The sequence below is a fragment of the Rhizobium sp. B230/85 genome, assembly GCF_019355735.1.
Classification (GTDB): domain Bacteria; phylum Pseudomonadota; class Alphaproteobacteria; order Rhizobiales; family Rhizobiaceae; genus Rhizobium; species Rhizobium rhododendri.
On sequence record NZ_CP072156.1, the window covers coordinates 1,261,094 to 1,284,371 of the forward strand.

Genomic DNA, 23,278 nt, shown 5'->3' on the forward strand with positions numbered 1-23,278 from the left:
GCCGTCACGCTCCTACTGCTGCATCATAGGCTGAGATGGTAACGCGCGCCCGCTCGGCAACATCGGCGGCAGTCATTCCGGGCTTGTAGAGGCTGGTGCCGAGCCCGAAGGCGAGGATGCCCACCTTGGTGTAGTCGGCAAAATTCTGGTCGGAAACGCCACCGACGGCGGCAATCGTCAGTTCCGGTGGCAGGATGGCGCGGATGCCGGTAATGCCGGAAGCGCCGAGCACGCCGGCCGGGAAGAACTTGAGGCCGGTAGCACCGGCGCGGGCGGCCGACAGGGCCTCCGTTGCGGTGAAGCAGCCGGGCATGGTCACCATGCCGAGGTCGCGACCACGGCTGATGACGGCAGGTTCGACATTCGGCGTTACCAGCAGCTTGCCGCCGACGGCATCGAGCCTGTCGACGTTCTCGACATCCAGCACGGTGCCGGCGCCGATGAGGCAATCGGCCGGTGCCATCTTGGCGGCCATTTCGATGGAGCGAAACGCGTCCGGCGAATTCAGCGGGATTTCGATGGCCGTCATGCCGGCTTCGATCAGCGCGCCGACGATGGCTTGCGTCTCTTCCGGCTTGATGCCGCGCAGGATGGCGATCAGCGGACGTTTCATCGGCGGGAAGGGGATACGGGTCATACGGCTGTTCTCTCATCGTTTGGCCAGATTGCCTTGGCGGCAGCGGAAAGCCCGCGTCGTACGGCGGCATCGGCGTCGATTGACTGATAGGATATAGATAAGGATTTGAAAGCAGTTTCATAGAGCGATTGCAGGCCGCCCGAGGCGACCAGCGTGATTGTCGCACTGTCGCCGGCAGAGGACAGGGCGCCCGCGATCTCGGCGCCGATCAGCGTTCCGGAAATCCAGGCCTTGGCGCCGGCAGGCGAAAGCCCGTGCAACAACTGCCCGGAGCGGGCACCGAACAGAAGGCTGGTCGCCATTGTCGGCTGCCTGAAAATCGCGCCCACCGCAGCCTCGAACGCTGGGGTATCGGGTTCGCCGGCACCGGCGATAGCCTGCGCCAGAATGCTGTGCTTGCTGATGACGTCGAACAGTTCGCCGGTCATGAAGGTCGAGAAGCCAGAAACTGTACCATCAACGACGCGGACCCATTTCGAATGGGTACCGGGCATGCAGACAATCTGCTCGCCGCGACTTTCGCCGGTGAGCGCTCCCAGCAGCTGCGTCTCTTCGCCGCGAATGACGTCGGGCGCCTCGCGAGCGCGCTGGGCGAGGCCCGGAAGAATGCGGATGTCCCGGTCCTGTCCGGGCACGGACACGGCCCCGGTAAGGATTGCCGAGAGCGCGGTCGGCGTGTCGATATAGCCGGCCTCGACCCAGCCTTGCCTGGCACCGGCCATGCCGCAGATGATCACGGGTACGTCGGCCGGAACCGAGAGGCTGTCGAGATGCCCCTGCAGGACGCCGGCAAAGCCGAGGCTCGCTGCGGTCGTCATGCCTTCGCCGCTGCGACGCTCGCCGAGAATGTTGCCATCCGTCCCGATCAGCCACAGTCGAAAGCTGCTGGTGCCCCAATCGACAGCCACATAGGCTGGTCTTTCCATCAGAAAACGCCTCCGTCAACGATAATGGACTGCGCCGTGATGCCGGCTGCGAGGTCCGATGCAAGGAAAAGGCAGGGACCGACGAGGTCCTCTGCCGTGAGAACATGTTTAAGGCACTGGCGGTCGACCATCCTGGCGATGCTTTCGTCGGTCAGCCACAATTCCTTCTGGCGCTCGGTGACGATCATGCCGGGCAGGATCGCGTTGACCCGGATGTCCTCAGGCCCCAGTCGGCCAGCCATGCTTTTGGTCAGGCCGATAATGCCGGCTTTGGCAGTCGCGTAGATCGGCACGTCGGGCATGTTGAGCATGAAGGCGATCGACGAGAAATTAATAATCGCGCCACCGCCACCAGCCCGCATCAGCGGCGCGACGGCCTGTGACACGAAGAACATCTGCTTCAGGTTGATGGCCTGGCTGTCGTCCCAATCCGCCTCCGATACCGTATCGAACTGATGCCGACCGTCCCATCCGGCATTGTTGACCAGCACCCGGATCGCGTCAAAGTCGGATTCGATGGCGGCAACGGTGCTCCTGATGGACGATACGTCGCGCAGGTCTGCATGATAGTAGGAGACAGGATGGGCCGAGCTGTTCGAGATCCGAGCGGCCAGCGCCCGGCTCGCGGTTTCGGCAATGTCGATAAAGGCAACCCGTGCGCCCTGCATCGCGAAACCTTCGACCAATGCTGCCCCGATGCCGGAGCCTCCGCCGGTAATGAGGACGGCCTTGTCTTTGAGATCGGCAATTTGCGCAGACGGTGTCTTCAAAATATCCTCCTGTCGCATCGAATTCCATTATTCGGAACTCAATTTGACTATTTGGAATTATCCGACTAGCGTCCAGCTGTGTCAACCGGCGATGCATCCATTTCGTCGCCCTTCGTAAAGGCAAGAGCATGGCGGGGAGCGAGCGAGCGACGACAGCAGACACCGGCACGCTGGGCAAGGTCATGGCGTTGCTGGACATCATTGCCCTGGCGGACACGCCGATGCGCTTCACCGATATTCTGGAGATTTCCGGACAGCCAAGGGGCACGCTGCACCGGCAACTCGGCCATATGGTGCGCGAAGGCCTGCTGGAGGTGGACAGGGATGGGCGATATCGCCCGGGCCTGCGCCTTCTCACCTTCGCAGCCCGCAGCTGGGCCGGAAGCGATATCAGGCGCATCGCCGAGCCGCATCTCGCTTTGCTCCACGACCAGACAGGCGAGACCGTCCACTTCGGCATTCTGCAGGATCTGCAGGTCATCTACCTCGACAAGGTCGAAGGCCGACAGTCCGTGCGGATGTATTCTCATATCGGCAATGCTGCACCCGCCTATTGCACCGGCGTCGGCAAGGCCGCGCTCTCGACGCTGAGCGATGCCGAGCTCCATGCCCGGGCCGCGCGGATGGAATTCGTAGCTTTCACGCCGCGTACGCACCTGACGGAGGCGACGCTGCTCGAAGAGATCAGCGATATCCGGCTGCGGGGCTTCGCTCTGGATAGGGAAGAACATGAGGCCGGCATATGCTGCGTTGCCGCCGCTATCCCGCCGGTCGGCGCGCGTCCACCGTCAGGAATCTCGGTCACAGGGCCGGCCTATCGTGTCACCGAGGATAGGTTGCGCCAATGGGCGCCGCTGGTGCAGGCGGCAGCGATGTCGATCTCTACCGATATCGACATTCGACTCGGTCCGCGTTCGAAGTTCTAGGCGATAGCATCAGGTGGTCCCGGCAACCGGCAATAGAACCGCGACTGGGGACAAAGATATGGTGCTACTCTTTTACTTGGATTTTGTAGTTGAGTAATTGCCTCATCTTGGCCATGTTGACGCGCCGCTTGCTGGCGCATGTTCTCGAACGCGCCGGCTTGGGAAATCGTGATTTCGTTTCGATTTTGCGTGTAGAAGATAGTATCATGGGGCTCATGGATCAGGCGGTACTCAGCTCGCACGATTTCGTTTCTGAAATTGCGGGCCTGAAAACACAGTTCGACGTCTTCAGATTCTTGAAGCGTGTCGCCGACGCCTATCGTTGCCGGACATTCTTGGTCCTGAACCTGCCGCCGACCACCTCTTTCGCATTGCAGAGCAACACAGTCGTTACCAACTGGCCCCCGGAACTCCTCACGCTCTACGACCAAGAGCGTCTCCTGGTGAACAGCACGGTGATGCGTCACCTGCGCAATTCCACCCTGCCGTTTTGTTTCGACTCGTCGAGCCCCGATATGGAGCGCGACGATGGAAAGACGAAAACGATTGTCGGGCTGCTGGAGCGGTTTCGCATTCCGCGCGGTGCGTATTTTCCAACGCACGATGCCTCCGGTCTTCGTGGCGCAGTTTCCTTTTCAGGCGAGCGTGAAGCCTTTACGCCTCACGAAATGCGCGATCTCAGCTATATTGCCATTCATATCTTCGAGCAGCTCGGCACGATCCGCAACATTGATACGCGCCTGACGGACCCGCTGACCGACCGCGAGATCGACTGCCTGACCTGGACGGCAGCCGGCAAGACCAGTGCCGAGATCGCCGAAATTCTCGGGCTGTCCGAGCACACGGTCAATCACTATCTCAACCGCACGACCAAAAAGCTCGACACTGTCAACCGCACCCAGGCTGTGGCGAAGGCGTTGCGCATCGGCATCATCAAGTGAAAGTATCTGCGTAATATTTATGCAGTGATTTACTGGTCGCCTAAGAAAATGGCTCTGCTCCGGCTGAATTTCTTCTTGCGCCGTTCCGGGCTTCGCCCTGCGCCCCTTGAAATCAATGCATTTTTTGTTTCATCCCAAACTGGCACGCTTTCTGCATCATCACTTTCAGGTCCAGAGGGGACTTTCATAACAGCGCCGGTCAACGGGCGCGGATGATACAGGCCGCTGTCGACAACGTGATGCTCCTCCCAGCACCGTTCGAGACAGCGGCCTTCATATTTTGGGATCTTGAAACTCTTGTAAAATCAGCACTGCCTCTTGGCAGATGCGCATGAAGGTCTATGACTGGATTGACAAAAGCAGGGAGTTTTGCCGCATGGCCGACGTCACGAAGGAACAGGTTCTCGAAACGCTGAAGACCGTTCACGGGCCAGACACCGAAAAGAACATCGTCGAACTCGGCATGGTCTCGGACATCTTCATTTCCGATGCAAAGGTCTATTTCTCCATCACCGTTCCGGCTGACCAGGCGACCGAGTTGGAGTCGCTGCGCCTGGCAGCAGAGCGTGCCGTCAAGGAAATCCCTGGCGCCAAGGGCGCTCTGGTGACTCTGACCGCCGACAAGAAGGCTGGATCCGCACCCCCGAGGCCGACACCCCCAAAGCCGGGCCCGGCCCCAGCTCCCCATAGCCACGGCCATTCCCACGCGCAGCCGGCAAAGGCTGCATCGCCTCCGTCGCGCGGCGCAAAGATCGGCGTACCCGGCATCGGAGCCATAATCGCTGTCGCATCAGGCAAAGGCGGCGTCGGCAAGTCGACGACGGCGGTCAACCTTGCTCTGGCGCTGCTTGCCAACGGTTTGCGCGTCGGCGTGCTCGATGCCGATATCTACGGTCCGTCCATGCCACGGCTGCTGAAACTCTCCGGTCGCCCCCAGCAGATCGAAAACCGCATTATCGTGCCTATGGAGAATTACGGCCTGAAGGTCATGTCGATGGGATTCCTGGTGGAAGAGGAAACCGCGATGATCTGGCGCGGGCCGATGGTGCAATCGGCCCTGATGCAGATGCTGCGCGAGGTCGCCTGGGGCGAGCTTGACGTGCTCGTCGTCGACATGCCGCCCGGCACTGGCGATGCTCAGCTGACGATGGCCCAGCAGGTGCCGCTCGCCGGCGCCGTCATCGTCTCGACGCCGCAGGACCTGGCGCTGATCGATGCCCGCAAGGGCCTCAACATGTTCCGCAAGGTCGAGGTGCCGGTGCTCGGCATCGTCGAGAACATGAGCTATTTCATCGCCCCCGACACAGGCGCACGCTACGATATCTTCGGTCACGGCGGCGCCCGGCTGGAGGCGGAGCGCATCGGCGTGCCGTTCCTCGGCGAGGTGCCGCTGACGATCAACATCCGCGAGACATCCGATGCCGGCACGCCGCTTGTGGTCTCCGAACCGGACGGGGTGATTGCCGGCGTCTATCGCGACATCGCCACCAAGGTGTGGGCGCAGGTGACCGGCCAGCCTCTGCGCGCCGCGCCGGCAATCGTCTTCGAATAGCATGCACGTGCCCCATAGTGCCGCCGCATTGCCTTGTCGGCACAATGTGCTACCCATGCCGTCGCGCCGTTTCTGCGGTCAAAGCGCACGGGAAAAGGGGTTGGACTTGATTCTTTGTCCGCTATGCTGCATATGCGCCGCCGATGCGATGGTCGCCGGATATGCCCTGGGGCAGCGGGCGGCTTGTTGGAAACTTCGGTTCGTGGCCGCGCAAGGGAATTGTGCGCCGCCCGCGAAATTGGTACTGCAACGCAGTGGAGCATGGATACGCCTTCCCGACAGGATCGGCAGAACGCGTCCCGGAGTTTTATGAAATTTTCAGAGATTTCGTCCCTAGGATCGCAGTCGTCGCGCATGCAGCGCCATGACGTCGGCTGTCTGCCCCGCCGTTTCCGGTCCATGGCAGGAGTAGGCCATTGATCACTGCCTACCGTTCCAACTGCAAATCGGTGCCGCGCGCCGATATCGTTGCCGCCAGCACCATCTCGGACGACATCGTCTGGATCGATCTGGTCGACCCGACCCGCGAGGAAGAAGACAAGCTCGAGGCGCTGCTCGGCATCCAGGTTCCGACCCGTGACGATCTGAAGGACATCGAGCCATCGAGCCGCCTCTACAACGAGAACGGCGCCGTCTTCCTGACCGCATCCCTGGTATGGAAAGCCGACTCCGAGCTGCCGAGCCTGACCGACGTCGGCTTCATTCTCGTCGGCAACAGGCTGGTGACGATCCGCTATGCCAATCCGAAATCCTTTGCCCTGTTCATAGCAGCACTGCACCGGATCCCGGAAGACATGCGCAGCGGCGCCGCCTTGCTCGCCAAGCTGATGGAAACCATCGTCGATCGTACCGCCGAGATCCTCGAGCAGGCCGTGTCGCGGATCGATGTGCTGTCGACCCACGTGTTCGGCGACAAGGCGCGGAAAGTCCGCCGTCCTTCGAACTATCTCGAGGAAAAGCTGCGCGACGTCGCCGGCCACCACCGTCTGGTGAGCAAGTCGCGCGATAGCTTGATGTCGCTGTCGCGACTTCTTACCTTCATGCATACGATCCCGGCTGTTCAGCAGGATCGCGAGACCAAGGATCTCTGTCGCAACGTGACGCGGGATGTCCAGTCTCTTTCGGAACATGCGTCTTTCATTGCCGGCAATATCACCTTTCTGCTGGATGCTTCGCTCGGGTTGATCAATATCGAGCAGAATTCCATCATCAAGATATTCTCGATTGCTTCCGTCGTGTTCCTGCCGCCGACGCTGGTTGCGTCTGTCTACGGCATGAATTTCGAACATATGCCCGAGTTGCACTCGACGTTCGGGTATCCTGCCTCCCTCGTGTTGATGGTGGTCTCGGCCGTCGTCCCGTTCTTCTTTTTTCGTTGGAAAGGCTGGCTCTGAGAGCCTAGTGGTCCCGAATGTCTCACGAAATCGATCATTCTCCTGACAGGAAGATGAGCCCGCGCAAACTCTTCTACCTGACGCTCGGCTCCGTCGGCGTCGTCTATGGCGACATTGGCACGAGCCCGCTCTATGCCTTTCGCGAGGCATTGAAGCCGGTTGCCGCCGACGGCCTGACGCGCGGCGAGGTGATCAGCCTCGTGTCGCTGATGTTCTGGGCGCTCACCATCATCGTCACCTTCAAGTATGTCCTTTTCCTGCTGCGCGCCGATAACGACGGCGAAGGCGGCACACTCTCGTTGCTGGCGCTGCTGCTGAAGACCGCCAATGGCCATACCGCCGTGCTGATGTTCCTGGGGCTGAGCGGCGCCGCGCTCTTCCTCGGCGATGCGATGATCACTCCGGCGCTGTCGGTTCTCTCGGCGGTCGAAGGCCTGAAGCTGGTGACGCCGCACTTCGGGCCCTATGTGGTGCCGATTGCCGTCGCCATCCTGGCGCTGCTGTTTGCCATCCAGTCGCATGGTACCGGCGCCGTCGCCCGCTATTTCGGGCCCATTACCGCCGTCTGGTTCATCGTCATCGGCGTCGCCGGCCTGCTGCGTATTCCGGACGACTACGGCATCCTCAACGCCTTCAATCCCTGGTACGGCATCACCTTCCTGATGCACGAGGGCATTCTCGGCATCATCGTGCTCGGGGCGGTCTTCCTGACCGTTACCGGTGCGGAAGCGCTTTACGCCGATCTAGGCCACTTCGGTCGCCGACCCATCCAGTGGGCCTGGTTTGCGCTGGTCTTCCCGTCGCTGACGCTGAACTACCTCGGCCAGGGCGCCATGGTGCTGCGCGAGCCGCTCACCATGTCCGATCCGTTCTTCCTGATGTTCCCACACTGGGCGCTGCTACCGGTCGTATTCCTTGCCACCTGCGCCACGATCATCGCCAGCCAGGCGGTCATCACCGGGGCGTTCTCGCTCACCCGCCAGGCGATCCATCTCGGCTTCCTGCCGCGCATGGAGATCCTCTTCACCTCTGAGACCAATACCGGCCAGATCTTTCTGCCGTCGGTCAACACGCTGCTGTTCTTCGGCGTGATCTTCCTCGTGTTGAGTTTCCAGACCTCCGATTCGCTGTCGACCGCCTACGGGATCTCTGTGACGGGCGCGATGGTGGTGACTTCCGTCATGGCTTTCGAGTTCGTCCGCGTTCGCTGGAACTGGTCGCTGCCTCTGACCATCGTCGTGCTGATGCCGCTGTTCCTGCTCGAGATGGTCTTCCTCGGCGCCAACCTGCTGAAGATCCACGACGGCGGCTACATTCCGGTCATGATCGCCACCGCCTTCACGGTCGTCATGTGGACATGGCGACGCGGCACGGCGATCCTGATGGAAAAGACTCGTCATACGGATATTCCGCTGCCGTCGTTCGTCAGTTCCATCGAGCGGAAGAGCGACCACTCGCCGGCTTCCGTTCCGGGCACCGCCATCTTCCTGACCAGCGACCCCGAATCCGCGCCCGCAGCACTGCTTCACAATCTGAAACACAACCATGTTCTGCACGAAAAGAACGTCATCCTGACCATCCGCACGGTCAACAAGCCAAGGGTCGCCAACAGCGACCGCTACACGGTGCAAAAGGTCTCAGAGCGGTTTTCACGTGTCGAGCTACGTTTCGGATTCATGGAATCGCAGAACGTCTCGCAGGCACTGGCCGCCTTGCGCAAATCCGGATTGAAGTTCGACATCATGTCGACCTCCTTCTATCTCGGACGCCGCAAGCTCGTGCCGGATGCAAAATCGGGCATGCCGCACTGGCAGGACCGCCTGTTTATCGCGCTCGCCAATGCCGCGACCGACCCGTCCGACTATTTCCGCCTGCCGGCCAACCGCGTGGTCGAACTCGGCTCGCACGTCATCATCTGATCGGCGGGGGATCTCGGCGAAATTAACCATCCATCAAGGTTAATAGGACATTATCTGCTAATGTTCCCGTCGGTGATGGAGTGGGTGTTGCGTCGCATGAGTTCGTACCAGGCCAAGCCTCGCCGGCAACCCAGAAACTGGCTTTCGCCCGCAGTCTTCGGCTGCTGCGCCTGGCTGATTTTCCCCTCCGTATCAGCGCAGGCCGACATTGCCGGGCTGCTCTCCGGCTCCGACGATTCGGGCAGCAACTGGCGCATGGTGCTGACGACGTCGCCGGCCGGCTCCATCCATCAGGCGGAGCTTGCCTTCGCCAATGCCGACGAAAGCGGCATCGAGGGTGGCGGCATGCTGTTGCCGGATGGGCGGCGTATTGCTTTCCAGTCCAAGGAAAAAGGCAGCGACCCGCGCCCGGACGAAGACCGCGTCCGCCGCCGCGACAAGAAGGGCAGGGTGACGGACGTCGTTCCCATGTCGCCGCCGAAAGATTTCACCGCCGGCTCCATCCTGCAGCGCACGACGCTGCTGTTCCACCCGGAACTCGACGTGCCCACCTCCGGCACCGGCGAGAAGACGGCGTTCGTCAAGGACGATATCGGCGACGGCGGCGTGCAGACAGCCTTCCTGTTTTCCAAGCAGGAGCCCCTGAAGGCCGATGGCGGTGTTCCACCCATTCTCGCAAGCCTCGTCACCAATCCTGTCGCCGACAGTCTGGCGCTGGGCTATGCCGAGCCCGGGCCCGACTATGCCACCGTCTCGCCCTTCGACAGCATCCTGAGTAAGCAACCTGCCGACAGCGGCCGTTTCGTGCCGCAGATCGGCGCCAAGGACCATCTCTGGGCGGCAAGCGTGTTGCCTGCAGCCGTATTTTCACCGGACGAACAGCAGTGCCTTGCGACCGGCATCTATTTCGAGGCCCGTGGCGAATCGGTGAAGGGGCAGGCGGCCGTGGCGCAGGTCATTCTTAACCGGGTCCGCAACCCGGCCTATCCGAAAACCATCTGCGGCGTCGTCTACCAGAACGAGGACTGGACCAACGCCTGCCAGTTTTCCTTCGCCTGCGACAAGGTCAAGGACCGCGTTAATTCGCCCGTTCATTGGCAGATCGCCCGCCAGGTGGCGATGGCGGTGACGGCCGGCAAGATCTGGCTCCCGGAAGTCGGCTCCGCGACCCATTACCATGCAGTCTACGTCAAGCCGCGCTGGGCGGCCGAGATGGTCAACGTCGGCCGCATCGGCATGCATCTCTTCTATCGGACGTATGGCGGCGGCTGGAGCTGACCGCCCGACCCCCGGGACGCGGCGCCCGCGGCAGCGGGTGCGACTTTCTGTCGTGATTTCGCAAAGCTCCCTTCAAGCGCATATAAGTCGATGATTTGCCTGCCTTTATTAATGGCGGGACATGTGCTTTCTACGTCTTGACTATGCTTTTCCATAAAACTATGTTCGCCCGAGTTCAAAACGGGCCGAAAGGTGGCTAAGCCTCCAGTTCGTTCTTAGGTTATCGGGGAAGGGTAGCGTTAAGGAACGGCAGCAGGGAGGGCGCCATGGTGGGGGATCAGGACGAAGGTCTTGAAAAGCGTAGGGCGCAATTGGGAGCCGAACTGGCAAACAAACGCGCTGCGACGGGGGAAGCCGAACGGGGGGAAGCTCGGGCTCAGGCCAGCCGCAAAGGCTATGCTCAAGCACTGAAACTCTCCAGCGAATTCGTTTCTGCCATCATTGTCGGCGCACTCATCGGCTACTTCTTGGACCGTCTGGCTGGCACCGGACCGTGGGGCATGATTATTTTCCTGCTCCTCGGGTTTTGTGCTGGTGTGCTGAATGTCTTGCGTATGGCCGGGAAGGTATCCACCCCAACGGTCGGCGACAGCAAGTCGGACAGGAAATAGGCAACAAGACTGCGCATCAGCGCATGTCTTCGAAGCATGGATATCCGCTGCTGAGGCGGGCAAGTGAGAGAGAACGCGCGGTGGCCAACGGTCCGATTCATCAATTCCAGATCAATAAGATCGTTCCGATCGAAATCGGCGGGCTGGATTTCTCATTCACCAATTCGTCGCTGTTCATGGTCGCATCGGTCGTTCTGGCTGGCGGATTTCTCTATTTCGCAACGGCGTCGCGCAGCCTGATCCCGGGCCGCGCCCAGTCCGTCGCCGAAATGTCCTACGAATTCATCGCCAATATCCTGCGTGAAGGTGCTGGCTCCGCCGGTATGAAATTCTTCCCGCTGGTCTTCACGCTGTTCATGTTCGTGCTGACCGCCAACCTGCTTGGCATGTTCCCCTATTTCTACACGGTAACAAGTCAGATTATCGTCACCTTCGCGTTGTCGATGCTGGTGATCGGCATTGTCGTGGTCTACGGCTTTTTCAAGCACGGCCTCGGCTTTCTGAAATTGTTTCTGCCGCAGGGCGTTCCCGCAGTGCTGCTGCCCCTTGTCATTTCGATCGAGGTTATCTCGTTCCTGGCCCGGCCGATCAGCCTTTCCGTCCGTTTGTTTGCCAACATGCTGGCTGGTCACATCACGCTCAAGGTGTTCGCAGGCTTCGTTGCCTCGCTTGGAGCCCTTGGCGCGCTCGGCATCGGTGGTGCCATCCTGCCTCTCATCATGACCGTCGCTCTGACGGCCCTCGAATTTCTCGTGGCATTCCTGCAGGCCTACGTATTTGCAGTGCTGACATGCATGTATCTGAACGATGCGCTGCATCCGGACGGCCACTGAGAAGTAAAGTCGTTGGTGCCGCGTGCACCAGTTAAAGCCAAAACCTATCAATCTAAGGAGTTTCTAACATGGACGCAGAAGCAGCAAAGTTCATCGGCGCCGGTATCGCTTGCATCGGCATGGGTGGCGCAGGCATCGGCCTCGGCACGATTTTCGGCAACTACCTGTCGGGCGCTCTTCGCAACCCGTCGGCTGCCGATGGCCAGTTCGGCCGTCTGATCTTCGGTTTCGCCGTTACGGAAGCTTTGGGCATCTTCTCGCTGCTCGTTGCTCTCCTCCTCCTCTTCGCCGTTTGATTTGTACGGTTTGATGGATCACGGCTTGCGGGAAGCGAGCCGTGATTCTTCGTATTTGCACCACTGGAGGTGAGCATGTTTGTGACTCCGGCTTATGCTGAAGAAGCCGCGCCGGCACCCGGCGAAGTGCACACGGAAACGGGTGTGGCCCCAGGCCATCACGCGTCTTTCCCGCCCTTTGACCCCAAGACATTTCCGTCTGCGCTGCTTTGGCTGGTGATTACATTCGCCATCTTCTACATCGTCATGCAGAAAGTCCTCGTGCCACGCGTTGGCGGGATCCTCGAGAGCCGGCATGCCCGGATCGCGCAGGATGTCGAGGAAGCCGCACGCCTGAAGGCCGAAGCCGACGCCGCTGTCGCGACCTATGAGCGCGAACTGGCAGAAGCCCGTGCCAAGTCCAATGCTATCGGTGCCGCAGCCCGCGCCGAAGCAAAGGCGAAGGCGGAAGCCGAACGCCGTGCCATCGAGGCAAGCCTGGCCGAAAAGATCAAGACCGCCGAAGCACGGATCGCCGAAATCAAGGCGAAGGCATTTGCCGACGTCGGCGCTGTTGCCGAAGAGGCTGCGTCATCCGTGGTCGAGCAGCTGATCGGTGTGCCGGCTTCGCAGTCCGAGGTTGCCGCTGCTGTCGCCAACGTCAAGCAGGAGGCATAAGCCATGGAATTCCATCTGGACGAAACCTTCTTCGCTCTCGTTGGCCTGCTGCTGTTCATCGCCCTCATCGTCTACATGAAGGTTCCCGGCATGATGGCGAAGTCGCTCGACGAGCGCGCCGACCAGATCCGCAACGATCTGTCGGAAGCCAAGCGTCTGCGCGAGGAAGCCCAGCATCTGCTGGCCGAGTACCAGCGCAAGCGCAAGGAAGCGGAAGTCGAGGCGGCCAATATCGTTGCCTCTGCCGCTCGCGAAGCCGAGTTGCTGACAGCCGAAGCCAAGAAGAAGACGGAAGAATTCGTCGAACGCCGCACTGCAATTTCCGAGCAGAAGATCAAGCAGGCAGAGCTCGACGCCATCAAGGAAGTTCGCGCTGCCGCTGTCGACTTGGCAATCGCCGCAGCCCAAACCGTCATCGCCAGCAAGGCAGACGCCGGTGTTCAAGCGAAGCTGTTCCAGGCAGCGCTTGGCGACGTCAAGGCAAGCTTGAACTAAGCTTTGTACACATCAATGCGAAAGGCCGGGCATCGTCCCGGCCTTTTTGCATTTAGGGGGTTTCGTTGGCGAGGACATCCTTGCGCATCGGCCGGAAGCTCATGCGGTGCAAAGGGCAGGGGCCGACAAGCTCGATGCTGCTGCGATGAACGGCGGTGGCATAGCCGGCATGGGCTGCAAAGCCATAGGCCGGAAATACCATGCCGGCCCTGACCATCATCCGGTCGCGCGTCACCTTGGCAAGAATCGAAGCTGCAGCGATCGACAGCGACCGCCGGTCGCCCTTGACCACAGCCCTGCCCGAACAGGGGAGGCCTGGTGGCACGTCGAGCCCGTCGACAAGCACGAAGCCTGCCGGGATCGCAAGACCGCAGACAGCCCGCCGCATGGCATCGAGGCTCGCCTTGCGAATATCGGTCGCGTCGATGCGCCCGGCGCTGGACGATGCGATTGAGATCGTCGATGTCGCAATGATGAATTCGAACAGCTCTTCCCGTCGGGTCGCAGACAATTGCTTGGAATCGTTCAGGCCTTCGGGAATGTTATCGGGATCGAGGATGACGGCGGCAGCAACGACAGGCCCGGCGAGAGGACCTCGGCCTGCCTCGTCCGTGCCGGCAACCGGCCAGTGGCCTGCCTTGCGCGCCGAGTGCTCGAGCGTGAAATCCGGGACGAGCGGCAGGTCTTCGAAGAGCTGGGGAGAATCGGGTGGCGTGCGACGTGTCATGCGGCTGACCCTCGCACGCCAACCCGATTTCCTGCAAGTCCCCCGGCATTGGGGCGGCCAAGCCGGGGGATATCCTTTGGACAGTCAGGGCAACCGTCCGCAGGAATGGGGTTTTCAGAGCAGCGACAACTGAACGCCACTGCCATCCGGCGGAACGAACAGATCGGTGCGCAGCCGAATGCTGCGGCGCGTAAGACCGAGCCTCTTGGTGGCCATCTCGAACCGGCGGCTGATCTGCCAGGCGTAGGGTCCGGCACCCTTCATCCGCTTGCCAAAATCCGCATCGTAATCCTTGCCACCGCGCATCTCGCGGACCAGCGACATCACATGCCGGTACCGGTCCGGATAGTTCTGCAGCAGCCAGTCGCGGAACAGCGGGCTGACCTCGAGCGGCAGGCGCAGCATCACATAGCCGGCCTCCTGAGCCCCGGCCGCCTTGGCCGAATCGAGGATCTTCTCGAGTTCATGGTCGTTGAGTGCCGGGATCATCGGCGCCACCATGACCGAAGTCGGGATGCCGGCTGCGGAAAGCATCCGGACTGCCTCCAGTCTGCGTGCCGGCGTCGAAGCGCGGGGCTCCATGGTGCGCGCAAGCTTGCGGTCGAGCGTGGTGACCGACAGCGAGACGCGCACGAGGTTCTTTGCCGCGAGTTCGCCAAGGATATCGAGGTCGCGCAGCACCATCGCCGATTTGGTGACGATGGATACCGGATGGTTGGCCCGGTTCAGCACCTCCAGGATCTGGCGCATGATCCGCCATTCCTTCTCGATCGGCTGATAAGGATCGGTATTGGTGCCAATGGCAATGACCTTCGGCTCGTAGCCGGGTTTGGCCAGTTCTCTTTCCAGCAGCTTCGGCGCATCCGGCTTGGCAAACAGCTTGGCCTCGAAATCCAGCCCGGCAGACAGCCCCATATAGGCGTGCGTCGGGCGCGCGAAACAGAAGATGCAGCCATGCTCGCAGCCACGATAGGGATTGATCGAGCGATCGAAGGGAATGTCCGGCGACGTATTGCGGGTAATCGCCGTGCGCGCTTTCTCGATCTGCACCTCGGTCCTGAAGGGAGGCAGGTCTTCCAGCGACTGCCAGCCGTCGTCGACGCTCTCGCGGCTCGATGGTTCGAAGCGACCGCCAGGATTGAGCCCAGCACCGCGACCACGCCGCCGGTCGATGTCGATCCGCAGACCGGACGAAACGATCAGTGCATCAGCCATATCTGCCGTGTTGGCAGGCGCGAATGCGGCCTGCCCTGCAAGGGACTGTTGGTTCATCGGTGGCTCCAGCGGCAGGGGATGCCCGTGCATCCCGATGTCTGACCTTGATTAAATTCCTATCGCAGCAATGAGAACAATGCAAGAACAAAATGCGGAAAACTGCGCTAGCATTCGATTATGCACCGCACTATAAACGAGCGATGTTGACAGTCATAATCGAATGCCGGGATCAGGAACCCGAATTGGCGCAGACACTTGCGTCCCTCGTCGCGGGTGCGATCGAGGGCCTGGTCTGTGACGTCGTGGTTCTCGACCATGGCTTAAGCGATGGCACCGAGCGCGTCGCCGATGCCGCCGGCTGCCGCTATCATACCGAATGGGATCTCGGCGAGATCCTGCGCTCCGCACGCGGCGAGTGGCTGCTCCTGGTAGAACCCGGCGCGCGCCCGCAGGCCGGCTGGATAGACGAGATCGGCGAGTATATGGCACTGAACAAGTTGCCTGCCCGCTTCACCGCTTCGCGTGGATACAGGCGGCCGTTGCTGCAGCGCATCGGTCGGGCGGTGTCGCCGCTGGAGTTCGGCTTCCTCATTTCAAAGGCTCAGGCCGTGGCCGCTGCCAGAAGCGGCATGACGCTGGCAGAACTTGCCAGGGGCCAGAAGCCCGGAAAGCTGTCGAGCGAGATCATCCCGTCCTGGGTGGCGGCGCGCTCGGTGCGCTGATCTGGCTGGCCTCTTTGATCAGACGGATTGCCCGCCGCGCTTGAGGTGCTCGTCGAGGCGAGGCATGATCTCGATGAAATTGCAGGGCATGTGACGGTAGTCGAGCTGTGCCTTCAGGATGCCATCCCAGGCATCCTTGCAGGCCCCGGGCGATCCCGGCAGTACGAAGATGAAAGTGGCATTGGCCAGCCCTGCCGTCGCCCGCGACTGGATCGTCGACGTGCCGATCTTGTCGTAGGAGATGCGATGGAAGACCGCCGAAAAACCCTCCATGCGCTTTTCAAACAGCGGCTCCAGCGCATCCGGCGTCACGTCGCGGCCGGTAAAGCCGGTGCCGCCGGTAGTGATCACCACATCGACTGCGGGGTCCGTGGTCCAGGCTTCCACGGTAGCGCGGATCTGTGCGATATCGTCGGGCACGATGGCGCGGGCGGCCAACCGATGGCCGGCGTCTGCAATGCGCCTCACCAGAGTGTCACCGGATTTGTCGTCTTCGGCTGTGCGGGTGTCGGAGACGGTGAGCACGGCAATGCCGACTGGCACGAAAGGCCGCTGTTGCGTCGAGCCTGTCATCGGAGATCTCCTGCGGTTGTCTGCGTTGCCTGAAAATACCAGTCCGGCCTGTGGCTGTGAAGCGAAGCGGCCGCAGCTTTGGCTGCATCCAGATCGTCAAACAGGGCAAAACAGCTGGCACCAGAGCCGGACATCCTGACGAGCCTGGGTCGTTGCCCGGCCATCAATACCGATAGCTCGCCGATCTCGGGGCAAAGTGCACGCGCCGGCGGTTCTAGATCGTTGCGGAGGCTGTCGATCACGGAAAGCCACTCGTGGCTACTCTTCAGTTGCCGGTGTTCGAAACCGAACGGTGGATTGTTCTTCTCCCTCAACTGACGAAAAACCGCCGGTGTCGATACCCCGACCAGAGGGTTGCCGATCAGCAAGCCGAAGGAGGGAAAGTCCGGCAGCACGTCGATCTCCTCGCCGATGCCACGGGCGATCAGCGGCCGGCTCGTCAGACACATCGGCACGTCAGCCCCGAGTTGCAGCGCAAGAGCCTTCAGCTTATCCGGCGTGAGAGTGATGTTCCAAAGCCGCATCAGCCCGCGCAAGGCCGCAGCGGCATCGGCCGAGCCGCCACCTATGCCGGAGGCGATGGGCAAGCTTTTCTCGAGATGAATCATCACCGGCGGTGCACTGCCGCCAGATGCCTGCCGCAAAAGATCGCGCGCCCTGATCACGAGGTTGCTAGTGGGTTGCTCCTGCGGGCCAAGAGACGTTGCGAACCGTCCGGATATCTCGAAACCGTCAGCATCGGCGGAGCGGAACCCCAGCCGGTCGCCATGATCGGTAAAAGTCACCAGCATGTCGAGCAGGTGGTAACCGTCGCCCCGAAGTCCCGTCACATGCAGGGCAAGGTTGATTTTCGCGGGCGCCTCTTCCGTGAGGTCGAAGGCGCCCGCGTCAAAAATCGATAGCATCGGTCGTCAGGATTTCTTGTCGACTGGCGGGGTCTCGGCCGGGACTGCTGCCGGCGGCTTGGATTTCTCCGCAGCCTTGGGGTCGTCGAGCGGCGGCAGGCCGTTGGCGATCTTGTCCTTCAGACGCGGCAGGTCGGCCTCTTCCGGCTTGTAGGTAATCGCCCGGTTCCACTGGTAGACGGCCTCGAGACGACGCCCGACGCGCCAGTATGCATCGCCGAGATGGTCGTTGACGGTGACATCGCCGGCTTCCAGCTGCACGGCGCGTTCCAGTTCCTTGACCGCATCGTCGAAGCGGTTGAGGCGGAAATAGGCCCAGCCGAGCGAATCGACGATGTAGCCGTCGTCAGGTCGCGCATCGACAGCCTTCTTGATCATCGCCAGCCCCTCGTCGAGGTTGCGGTTCATGTCGACCCAGGAATAGCCGAGATAGTTGAGCACCTGCGGCTGGTCGGGGTTTAGCTCGAGCGCCTTCTTGAAGTTCGGCTCGGCAATGTCCCACTTCTTCAGGCGCTCATAAGCGATAGCGCGCTGGTAGAAGATGTTCCAGTCGGCTTTGGTCGGCACTGGGCCGATGACCTCGACAGCCTTGTCATAGTTGTCGGCCATCGCCTGGTAGTTCTTGGCCTGAGACAGCACGTTGCCATAGGCAAGGTAGCTGCGGATATCCTTCGGATCGGACTCGATCAGCGACTTCAGGTGCTTGAGTGCATCTTCGGACTTGCCGCCCTGTGCCAGCGCCAGCCCGAGTTGCAGTTCAGAGATGCGGGCCATTGGCGATCCCGGCGGCACCTGCTTGTAGAAGGCGATGGCGCGGTCCATCTGGTCCTGCTTTTCGGCAATGCCGCCGAGCAGCACCAGCGTGTCCGAGCTCTTCGGGTCCAGCGCATTCGCCGTCTCGAGGTACAGCGATACCACGTCTTCGGCGCCATCGCGGTTTAGCGCGGCGGCAACGGAGAACAGCACGGATGCGGTCCCCTGCGAGGCGTTGGTCACGGCCTGCTCCGGCTTTTCACCCTTGCCGATGCTGTCGCGCAGCGCGTTCAGCGGCGCAAAATTGCTGATCATGCTGTCGCCGACGGAGATTGCGTCCAGCGCCTTCTGCTTGTTGCCTTCCTTGGCTTCGAGCGAGGCAAGCGCCATGACGGCGCGCATGTAGGTGTCCGGTGCCGTGGCGCCGCCGTCCTTGTCGAGCACGGCGCTGTTGAGGTGCGTGCGAGCCGATTTGGTATCGCCGATGACAAGGGCGATGGTGCCGGCCTGGTAGTTCTTGAAGATGTCGAACCAGTTCGGCCCCTGCATCTTGTCGACCATCGCCAGCGCTTCCTTGCCGCGTCCGGCGCCGACCTGCGCCCAGGCGGCAAGCAGCCCGTTCATCATCCGGTCGAGGTCGTTCGGGCCGGTGTATTTGAGGATAGCCTGGGCTGCGCTGTAATCGTGGCGGCGCATGGCGTCCATGCCGCGCACGATTGTGGTGATCCGCTCGACCGTCGGGTCGGACTTCAGTTCGTTGGCATATTTGACGCCTTCGTCGATATTGCCGTTGAGCAGCAGCGAAATCATCAGGCGTTGGCGGATTTCCGGGTTGCCCGGCTCGATCATCAGCGCCTTTTTGTAGAGCGCTATGGCGTTGATGTAGTCATGGTCGACATCGGCCGTGCGGGCGGCAAGAAAGGCGCCGGAAAAGGTATCGACGCGGTCCGGCTCGAAGGTCACCGTATCGCTCGCATCCACTGCCTTCTTGGACGTATCTTCGGCGTGCAGCACGTTGATTGCAGTCACCGAAATGAACGCGGCGAGAGCTGCGCTCGAAAGCAAACGAATGGCAAGTGTTTGCCGCATTAGAGAACCTTTCTTGGAGGGCAACCGGAAGCCGGTCGCGCCATGCATTCTTTCAGCACTGATTCACAACAGGATGGCTTTTTTGAAGCGGCCCCGCAAGAAATGCAGCTCGTCGCTTGTCAGTTAACGCGCTCGATGCAGAAGTCGATGACTTCCATCAGGGCCGATTTGCCGGGGCTGTCCGGCAACGGTGCCAGGGCATCTCGCGCAATCGTGCCGTAGTGGACGGCCCGTCCGATGGTGTCGTTGAGGGCGCCGTACTTGGTGATCAAACCCAAGGCCTTTTCGAGATTGGCGTCGCTGCTGTTACCGTTCTCGATGGCGTCGCGCCAGAAGGCACGCTCTTCCTCGGTGCCCCGGCGATAGGCGAGGATGACAGGCAGGGTGATCTTGCCCTCGCGAAAATCGTCGCCGACATTCTTGCCGAGATCGACGGCCTTGCCACCATAGTCGAGCACATCGTCGACCAGCTGGAAGGCGAGACCAAGATTGGTCCCGTAGGATTTCAACGCATTGCGGCCTGATTTGCCGCCATTGGCAACGATCGGCCCGACTTCCGCAGCCGCAGCAAAAAGCGCCGCCGTCTTGGCGCGGATGACCGAGAGATAGTCGTCCTCGGTGGTCTCCATGTTCTTGGCGACCGACAGCTGCAGGACTTCGCCCTCGGCAATGACACAGGCAGCCGTCGACAGCACGTCGAGTGCTTCCAGCGACCCGACATCCACCATCATGCGAAATGCCTGGCCGAGCAGGAAGTCGCCGACCAGCACGCTCGCCTGGTTGCCCCAGATCATGCGGGCCGTGGAGCGGCCACGGCGCAGATCGCTTTCGTCGACCACGTCGTCGTGCAGCAGCGTTGCCGTATGCATGAACTCGACAGAGGTCGCCAGCTTGACGTGGTTTTCGCCCTTGTAGCCAAACAGCGCTGCAGAGGCGAGCGTCAGCATCGGCCGCAAGCGCTTGCCGCCGGAGGAAATCAGATGCTCCGCGACCTCCGGGATCATCTGCACATCGGATCCAGCCTTGGAAAGGATCAACTGGTTGACACGCTCCATATCTGCCTTGGTCAGGTCGACCAGCGGCTTGACGGAGGCCAGTCTGTTTTTGCTTTCTTCAAGCGGTATCACGACGCCCAACGTCCCGAACTCCTGTTCATTTTGTGAAAACGACAATAAGAAGGGGCAGGGGACGCGGCAAGGGGCGAATTGTCCGGTCGCGCAAAATTGACAGGAAACGCCAGGTTCATGCACGAATTGATACGCACCAACGATCCCGTCACGCTTTCATTCGCCGAAAGCCTGATGAAGGATGCGGGTATCCGCTGCATGGTTGCCGATGAGGCAATGAGCATTCTCGAAGGCTCGCTCGGCATGCTGCCGCGTCGCTTCCTGGTCGACGGGGAGCGCGCCATCGAGGCCCGCCGCATCCTGATAGACGCCGGCCTTGGCGACGAGTTGCGCGCCGAGCGGCGCTGAGAGCGGCGATGAGCGAACCCGGCGAAACAATCGACGCTTTTCATCGCGGTGCGTTCCATATCGTCCAGCCGAAGGGCCGGGGACATCGCGCCGGCATGGATGCCATGCTGCTGGCCTCACTCGTCGACGATAACCGCGCCATCAGGGTTGCCGATCTCGGCGCCGGTGCCGGCGCTGCCGGTTTTGCCGTTGCCTCACGCCTCGAGCGTGCCGAGGTCACGCTAATCGAACGGTCTCCGGAAATGGTCGCCTTTGCCGAAAAGGGCCTCGCGCTGTCCGAAAACAGCCGTTTTGCCGGCCGGATATCGGTCGTCAGTGCCGATGTCACGCTGACAGGCAAGCGACGCAATGCTGTGGGCCTTGCCGACAACAAATTTGACCACGTCATCATGAATCCGCCCTTCAACGACGGCAGCGATCGGCTGACGCCCGACCCCCTCAGGGCGGAGGCGCATGCCATGACGGAAGGCCTTTTCGAGACCTGGCTGCGCACAGCCAGCGCCATCCTGGTCCCTGGCGGCCAGCTTTCGCTGATTGCCCGTCCGGAATCGATGGGCGAGATCATCGCTGCCTGCGGCCGGCGTTTCGGCGGGATCGAGATCACTGCCATCCATCCTCGCAACGGCGAAAGTGCGGTGCGGATCCTGGTGACCGCGATCAAGGGATCGAGGGCCCGCCTTGCTCTGCGCTTTCCGCTCGTCATGCACGAGGAAGGCGGCAACCAGTTCATGCCCTTCGTCGACGATCTCAACAACGGACGTATTGCCTATCGTCGACGGTAATGGATATATCTCTTTTTTTTCAAGTATTTCCGGACGCAAAACCGCTCAGCGCTTTTGCTGGAATTGCTAGAAGAAGATGTCTCCCAGTAGCTTGATGTTCAGAAGGGCAATGGCGAAGGCAATCAGGTAGGCAATTGCACTCAGCCAGCGCGGAGCCACCAGGGCACCCATCTTCGCCTTGTCGGCGGTAAACATCACCAGCGGGAAGACGGCGAAGGAAAGCTGCAGGCTGAGCACCACCTGGGTCAGGATCAGCAGTTCCGACGTGCCCTCGTCGCCGAACCAGATGGTGACGATAGAGGCCGGGATGATGGCCAGACCGCGCGTCACTGCCCGGCGGATCCACGGCTTCAGCCTGATCTGCAGAAAGCCTTCCATGACGATCTGGCCTGCCAGCGTCGCGGTCACCGTCGAATTGATGCCGCAGCAGAGAAGAGCAATGCCGAACAGGGTCGGCGCAATCGCCATGCCCAGCAGCGGTGCCAGCAGCGAGCTCGCATCGCCGAGTTCGACCACATCGGTCTTGCCGTGGGCATGGAAGGCGGCAGCGGCAAGGATCAGGATCGCAGCGTTGATCAGCAGCGCAAAGGTCAGCGCCACCGTCGAGTCGATCGTTGCAAACGTCAGCGCCTCGCGCTTTTCCGGCAGGGTCTTGCCGTATTTGCGGGTCTGGACGATGCCTGAATGCAGATAGAGATTGTGCGGCATGACGGTCGCCCCGAGGATGCCAAGCGCCAGGTACAGCATTTCCGGATTACGAACGATGTCTGTGGTCGGCAGGAAGCCACGGATGACGCCGCCCCAATCCGGATCGGCAAGTGCGATCTGGAAGGCGAAGCAGCAGGCGATGACGCCAAGCAGGGTAATGATCAGTGCCTCGATCCAGCGGAAACCGAGCCGCTGCAGATAGAGAATAAGAAATACGTCGAGCGCCGTCAGCAGCACACCCAGTTCCAGCGGCATGCCGAAGATCAGGTTGAGCCCGATGGCGGTGCCGATGACTTCAGCGATATCGGTGGCGATGATGGCGATTTCGGCGAGTGCCCAGAGCGGCACCGCGACATAGCGCGGGAATGCATCGCGACAGGCCTGCGCCAGGTCCCGGCCGCTGGCGATGGCGAGCCGGGCGCACAGCGCCTGCAGCACGATGGCCATCAGGTTGGACAGAAGCGCCACCGAGAGAAGCGCATAACCGAATTTCGAGCCGCCGGCGAGCGACGTCGCCCAGTTGCCGGGGTCCATGTAGCCGACCGCCACAAGATAGCCCGGCCCGGCAAACGCCATCATCCGGCGCAGCTTCGATCCGCTCTTCTGGGTGTCCACCGAACCATGCACGTCGGCAAGGCTGAGATCGAGGCTGTCCTGCCGCCAGCCGGCATCGGTTTTCGGTTTGATCGCGTCCATGGTGTCCTCGTCTGTATGCTGCAATGCAAGACTAGTTGTTTAGAATGATAATGCAAGTCATTCGCAACAAGAAATTTATGTGACGAGAAAATTTGCCGTGGCGGGGGTCATTTGCGGCAGCAGAGCGATGAGATGGTCAGGCTGATCGGGGGCGGAGGGATAGCGCGCGCATCGGCTTCGGTAGGCGCGGCCGCGTGGTGCGATACCGCCGGATAACAGCGCTACAAGGCCATAAATCGTGTCGGTATTCAGCTATGGGCAAGATGTTTATATTTATTGTTAATAATTTATACGTCATATATTCGTCATCAAACAGTCATGAAGACGCGTCCTTGACCCCTGCGCCCCATGTTCGCAAGGGTTGGCCGGGAAGGGGCATCTTTGGCAATCATCTGCTT

The 23,278-nt window shown here is 61.1% G+C and carries 24 protein-coding genes; 14 read left to right on the top strand and 10 right to left on the bottom strand.

Annotated features, from left to right (window positions below):
* Positions 1-4: 4 nt before the first annotated feature.
* Genes J5289_RS05985 through J5289_RS05995 form a run of 3 tightly spaced genes read right to left on the bottom strand, consistent with a single transcriptional unit; the run spans position 5 to position 2,351 of the window.
* Positions 5-637, bottom strand: a complete 633-nt coding sequence (locus tag J5289_RS05985) for a 2-dehydro-3-deoxy-6-phosphogalactonate aldolase (RefSeq protein WP_209206720.1) — start codon at positions 635-637, stop codon at positions 5-7.
* Positions 634-1,563, bottom strand: coding sequence for a 2-dehydro-3-deoxygalactonokinase (locus J5289_RS05990; RefSeq protein WP_209182948.1), 930 nt, complete (start codon positions 1,561-1,563; stop codon positions 634-636). Before J5289_RS05990 ends, J5289_RS05985 begins: the two co-directional genes overlap by 4 nt.
* A complete protein-coding gene (locus tag J5289_RS05995) occupies positions 1,563-2,351 on the bottom strand; it encodes an SDR family NAD(P)-dependent oxidoreductase (protein WP_142824128.1) in 789 nt (262 codons plus the stop codon). The genes J5289_RS05990 and J5289_RS05995 overlap by 1 nt, the downstream gene beginning before the upstream one ends.
* A gap of 110 nt (positions 2,352-2,461) precedes the next feature.
* Between J5289_RS05995 and J5289_RS06000 the strand changes: the two genes are divergently transcribed.
* The 11 genes from J5289_RS06000 (at position 2,462) to J5289_RS06050 (ending at position 13,235) form a co-directional block, all read left to right on the top strand.
* The gene (locus tag J5289_RS06000; RefSeq protein ID WP_209182949.1) at positions 2,462-3,259 is read left to right on the top strand and encodes an IclR family transcriptional regulator; all 798 of its coding nucleotides are present in this window, start codon (positions 2,462-2,464) and stop codon (positions 3,257-3,259) included.
* A 206-nt stretch (positions 3,260-3,465) separates the two neighbouring features.
* Positions 3,466-4,200, top strand: coding sequence for a LuxR family transcriptional regulator (locus J5289_RS06005; protein ID WP_142824129.1), 735 nt, complete (start codon positions 3,466-3,468; stop codon positions 4,198-4,200).
* 376 nt (positions 4,201-4,576) lie between these two features.
* The gene (locus J5289_RS06010) at positions 4,577-5,752 is read left to right on the top strand and encodes an Mrp/NBP35 family ATP-binding protein (protein ID WP_142824130.1); all 1,176 of its coding nucleotides are present in this window, start codon (positions 4,577-4,579) and stop codon (positions 5,750-5,752) included.
* Between the two features lie 416 nt (positions 5,753-6,168).
* Positions 6,169-7,146, top strand: coding sequence for a magnesium/cobalt transporter CorA (gene corA / locus J5289_RS06015; protein WP_142824131.1), 978 nt, complete (start codon positions 6,169-6,171; stop codon positions 7,144-7,146).
* A gap of 17 nt (positions 7,147-7,163) precedes the next feature.
* Entirely contained in the window at positions 7,164-9,065 is a 1,902-nt protein-coding gene (locus J5289_RS06020) for a potassium transporter Kup (protein ID WP_111217627.1), read from the top strand.
* Positions 9,066-9,161: 96 nt separating this feature from the next.
* Positions 9,162-10,343, top strand: a complete 1,182-nt coding sequence (locus J5289_RS06025) for a cell wall hydrolase (RefSeq protein WP_244615286.1) — start codon at positions 9,162-9,164, stop codon at positions 10,341-10,343.
* A 266-nt stretch (positions 10,344-10,609) separates the two neighbouring features.
* Complete coding sequence (locus J5289_RS06030) at positions 10,610-10,954, top strand: AtpZ/AtpI family protein (protein WP_142824132.1); 345 nt, start codon at positions 10,610-10,612, stop codon at positions 10,952-10,954.
* An 80-nt stretch (positions 10,955-11,034) separates the two neighbouring features.
* A complete protein-coding gene (locus J5289_RS06035) occupies positions 11,035-11,787 on the top strand; it encodes a F0F1 ATP synthase subunit A (RefSeq protein WP_111217911.1) in 753 nt (250 codons plus the stop codon).
* A gap of 68 nt (positions 11,788-11,855) precedes the next feature.
* The gene (locus J5289_RS06040; RefSeq protein WP_111217634.1) at positions 11,856-12,083 is read left to right on the top strand and encodes a F0F1 ATP synthase subunit C; all 228 of its coding nucleotides are present in this window, start codon (positions 11,856-11,858) and stop codon (positions 12,081-12,083) included.
* Between the two features lie 75 nt (positions 12,084-12,158).
* Positions 12,159-12,740, top strand: coding sequence for a F0F1 ATP synthase subunit B (locus J5289_RS06045; protein ID WP_209182951.1), 582 nt, complete (start codon positions 12,159-12,161; stop codon positions 12,738-12,740).
* 3 nt (positions 12,741-12,743) lie between these two features.
* Complete coding sequence (locus tag J5289_RS06050; protein WP_111217638.1) at positions 12,744-13,235, top strand: F0F1 ATP synthase subunit B; 492 nt, start codon at positions 12,744-12,746, stop codon at positions 13,233-13,235.
* A 52-nt stretch (positions 13,236-13,287) separates the two neighbouring features.
* Here J5289_RS06050 and J5289_RS06055 read toward each other — a convergent pair whose 3' ends face one another.
* Together J5289_RS06055 and J5289_RS06060 are read right to left on the bottom strand one after the other, a co-directional pair.
* Positions 13,288-13,962 carry a ribonuclease HII gene (locus tag J5289_RS06055; RefSeq protein WP_209182952.1) on the bottom strand — a complete coding sequence of 225 codons (675 nt, stop codon included), beginning with the start codon at positions 13,960-13,962 and terminating at the stop codon, positions 13,288-13,290.
* A 114-nt stretch (positions 13,963-14,076) separates the two neighbouring features.
* A complete protein-coding gene (locus J5289_RS06060) occupies positions 14,077-15,234 on the bottom strand; it encodes a PA0069 family radical SAM protein (protein ID WP_209206719.1) in 1,158 nt (385 codons plus the stop codon).
* Positions 15,235-15,377: 143 nt separating this feature from the next.
* Here J5289_RS06060 and J5289_RS06065 point away from each other — a divergent pair, with 143 nt between their 5' ends.
* The gene (locus J5289_RS06065; RefSeq protein ID WP_209182954.1) at positions 15,378-15,899 is read left to right on the top strand and encodes a glycosyltransferase family 2 protein; all 522 of its coding nucleotides are present in this window, start codon (positions 15,378-15,380) and stop codon (positions 15,897-15,899) included.
* 18 nt (positions 15,900-15,917) lie between these two features.
* Here the strand turns inward: J5289_RS06065 and moaB are convergent, their stop codons facing one another.
* From moaB to J5289_RS06085, 4 genes are all read right to left on the bottom strand, one after another.
* Entirely contained in the window at positions 15,918-16,472 is a 555-nt protein-coding gene (moaB, locus tag J5289_RS06070) for a molybdenum cofactor biosynthesis protein B (RefSeq protein ID WP_209182955.1), read from the bottom strand.
* Positions 16,469-17,377 (bottom strand): 4-(cytidine 5'-diphospho)-2-C-methyl-D-erythritol kinase, encoded by a 909-nt coding sequence (locus J5289_RS06075; protein ID WP_209182956.1) that lies wholly within the window; start codon positions 17,375-17,377, stop codon positions 16,469-16,471. Before J5289_RS06075 ends, moaB begins: the two co-directional genes overlap by 4 nt.
* A 6-nt stretch (positions 17,378-17,383) precedes the next feature.
* A complete protein-coding gene (locus J5289_RS06080) occupies positions 17,384-19,219 on the bottom strand; it encodes a tetratricopeptide repeat protein (RefSeq protein WP_209206718.1) in 1,836 nt (611 codons plus the stop codon).
* A gap of 119 nt (positions 19,220-19,338) precedes the next feature.
* Positions 19,339-20,355, bottom strand: a complete 1,017-nt coding sequence (locus tag J5289_RS06085; protein ID WP_142824140.1) for a polyprenyl synthetase family protein — start codon at positions 20,353-20,355, stop codon at positions 19,339-19,341.
* Between the two features lie 108 nt (positions 20,356-20,463).
* Here J5289_RS06085 and J5289_RS06090 point away from each other — a divergent pair, with 108 nt between their 5' ends.
* Both J5289_RS06090 and J5289_RS06095 read left to right on the top strand, forming a co-directional pair.
* Positions 20,464-20,694: a DUF2007 domain-containing protein gene (locus J5289_RS06090; RefSeq protein ID WP_209182958.1), complete on the top strand. Its 231-nt coding sequence runs from the start codon at positions 20,464-20,466 to the stop codon at positions 20,692-20,694.
* Positions 20,695-20,702: 8 nt separating this feature from the next.
* Positions 20,703-21,476 carry a tRNA1(Val) (adenine(37)-N6)-methyltransferase gene (locus J5289_RS06095; RefSeq protein ID WP_209182959.1) on the top strand — a complete coding sequence of 258 codons (774 nt, stop codon included), beginning with the start codon at positions 20,703-20,705 and terminating at the stop codon, positions 21,474-21,476.
* A gap of 66 nt (positions 21,477-21,542) precedes the next feature.
* Here the strand turns inward: J5289_RS06095 and J5289_RS06100 are convergent, their stop codons facing one another.
* Complete coding sequence (locus tag J5289_RS06100) at positions 21,543-22,880, bottom strand: Nramp family divalent metal transporter (RefSeq protein ID WP_209182960.1); 1,338 nt, start codon at positions 22,878-22,880, stop codon at positions 21,543-21,545.
* Positions 22,881-23,278 lie beyond the last annotated feature (398 nt).

Excerpts from the sequence above, each read along its gene's own strand:
- J5289_RS06095 (WP_209182959.1), top strand. The coding sequence starts at position 20,703 with ATGAGCGAACCCGGCGAAACAATCGACGCTTTTCATCGCGGTGCGTTC.
- J5289_RS06040 (WP_111217634.1), top strand. The coding sequence starts at position 11,856 with ATGGACGCAGAAGCAGCAAAGTTCATCGGCGCCGGTATCGCTTGCATC.
- J5289_RS06055 (WP_209182952.1), bottom strand. The coding sequence starts at position 13,962 with ATGACACGTCGCACGCCACCCGATTCTCCCCAGCTCTTCGAAGACCTG.
- J5289_RS06100 (WP_209182960.1), bottom strand. The coding sequence starts at position 22,880 with ATGGACGCGATCAAACCGAAAACCGATGCCGGCTGGCGGCAGGACAGC.
- J5289_RS06050 (WP_111217638.1), top strand. The coding sequence starts at position 12,744 with ATGGAATTCCATCTGGACGAAACCTTCTTCGCTCTCGTTGGCCTGCTG.
- J5289_RS06090 (WP_209182958.1), top strand. The coding sequence starts at position 20,464 with ATGCACGAATTGATACGCACCAACGATCCCGTCACGCTTTCATTCGCC.
- J5289_RS06025 (WP_244615286.1), top strand. The coding sequence starts at position 9,162 with ATGAGTTCGTACCAGGCCAAGCCTCGCCGGCAACCCAGAAACTGGCTT.
- J5289_RS06030 (WP_142824132.1), top strand. The coding sequence starts at position 10,610 with ATGGTGGGGGATCAGGACGAAGGTCTTGAAAAGCGTAGGGCGCAATTG.
- J5289_RS06065 (WP_209182954.1), top strand. The coding sequence starts at position 15,378 with ATGTTGACAGTCATAATCGAATGCCGGGATCAGGAACCCGAATTGGCG.
- J5289_RS06005 (WP_142824129.1), top strand. The coding sequence starts at position 3,466 with ATGGGGCTCATGGATCAGGCGGTACTCAGCTCGCACGATTTCGTTTCT.
- J5289_RS05990 (WP_209182948.1), bottom strand. The coding sequence starts at position 1,563 with ATGGAAAGACCAGCCTATGTGGCTGTCGATTGGGGCACCAGCAGCTTT.
- J5289_RS05995 (WP_142824128.1), bottom strand. The coding sequence starts at position 2,351 with ATGCGACAGGAGGATATTTTGAAGACACCGTCTGCGCAAATTGCCGAT.
- J5289_RS06080 (WP_209206718.1), bottom strand. The coding sequence starts at position 19,219 with ATGCGGCAAACACTTGCCATTCGTTTGCTTTCGAGCGCAGCTCTCGCC.
- J5289_RS06020 (WP_111217627.1), top strand. The coding sequence starts at position 7,164 with ATGTCTCACGAAATCGATCATTCTCCTGACAGGAAGATGAGCCCGCGC.
- J5289_RS06075 (WP_209182956.1), bottom strand. The coding sequence starts at position 17,377 with ATGCTATCGATTTTTGACGCGGGCGCCTTCGACCTCACGGAAGAGGCG.
- J5289_RS06060 (WP_209206719.1), bottom strand. The coding sequence starts at position 15,234 with ATGAACCAACAGTCCCTTGCAGGGCAGGCCGCATTCGCGCCTGCCAAC.
- J5289_RS05985 (WP_209206720.1), bottom strand. The coding sequence starts at position 637 with ATGACCCGTATCCCCTTCCCGCCGATGAAACGTCCGCTGATCGCCATC.
- J5289_RS06045 (WP_209182951.1), top strand. The coding sequence starts at position 12,159 with ATGTTTGTGACTCCGGCTTATGCTGAAGAAGCCGCGCCGGCACCCGGC.
- J5289_RS06000 (WP_209182949.1), top strand. The coding sequence starts at position 2,462 with ATGGCGGGGAGCGAGCGAGCGACGACAGCAGACACCGGCACGCTGGGC.
- moaB (WP_209182955.1), bottom strand. The coding sequence starts at position 16,472 with ATGACAGGCTCGACGCAACAGCGGCCTTTCGTGCCAGTCGGCATTGCC.
- J5289_RS06010 (WP_142824130.1), top strand. The coding sequence starts at position 4,577 with ATGGCCGACGTCACGAAGGAACAGGTTCTCGAAACGCTGAAGACCGTT.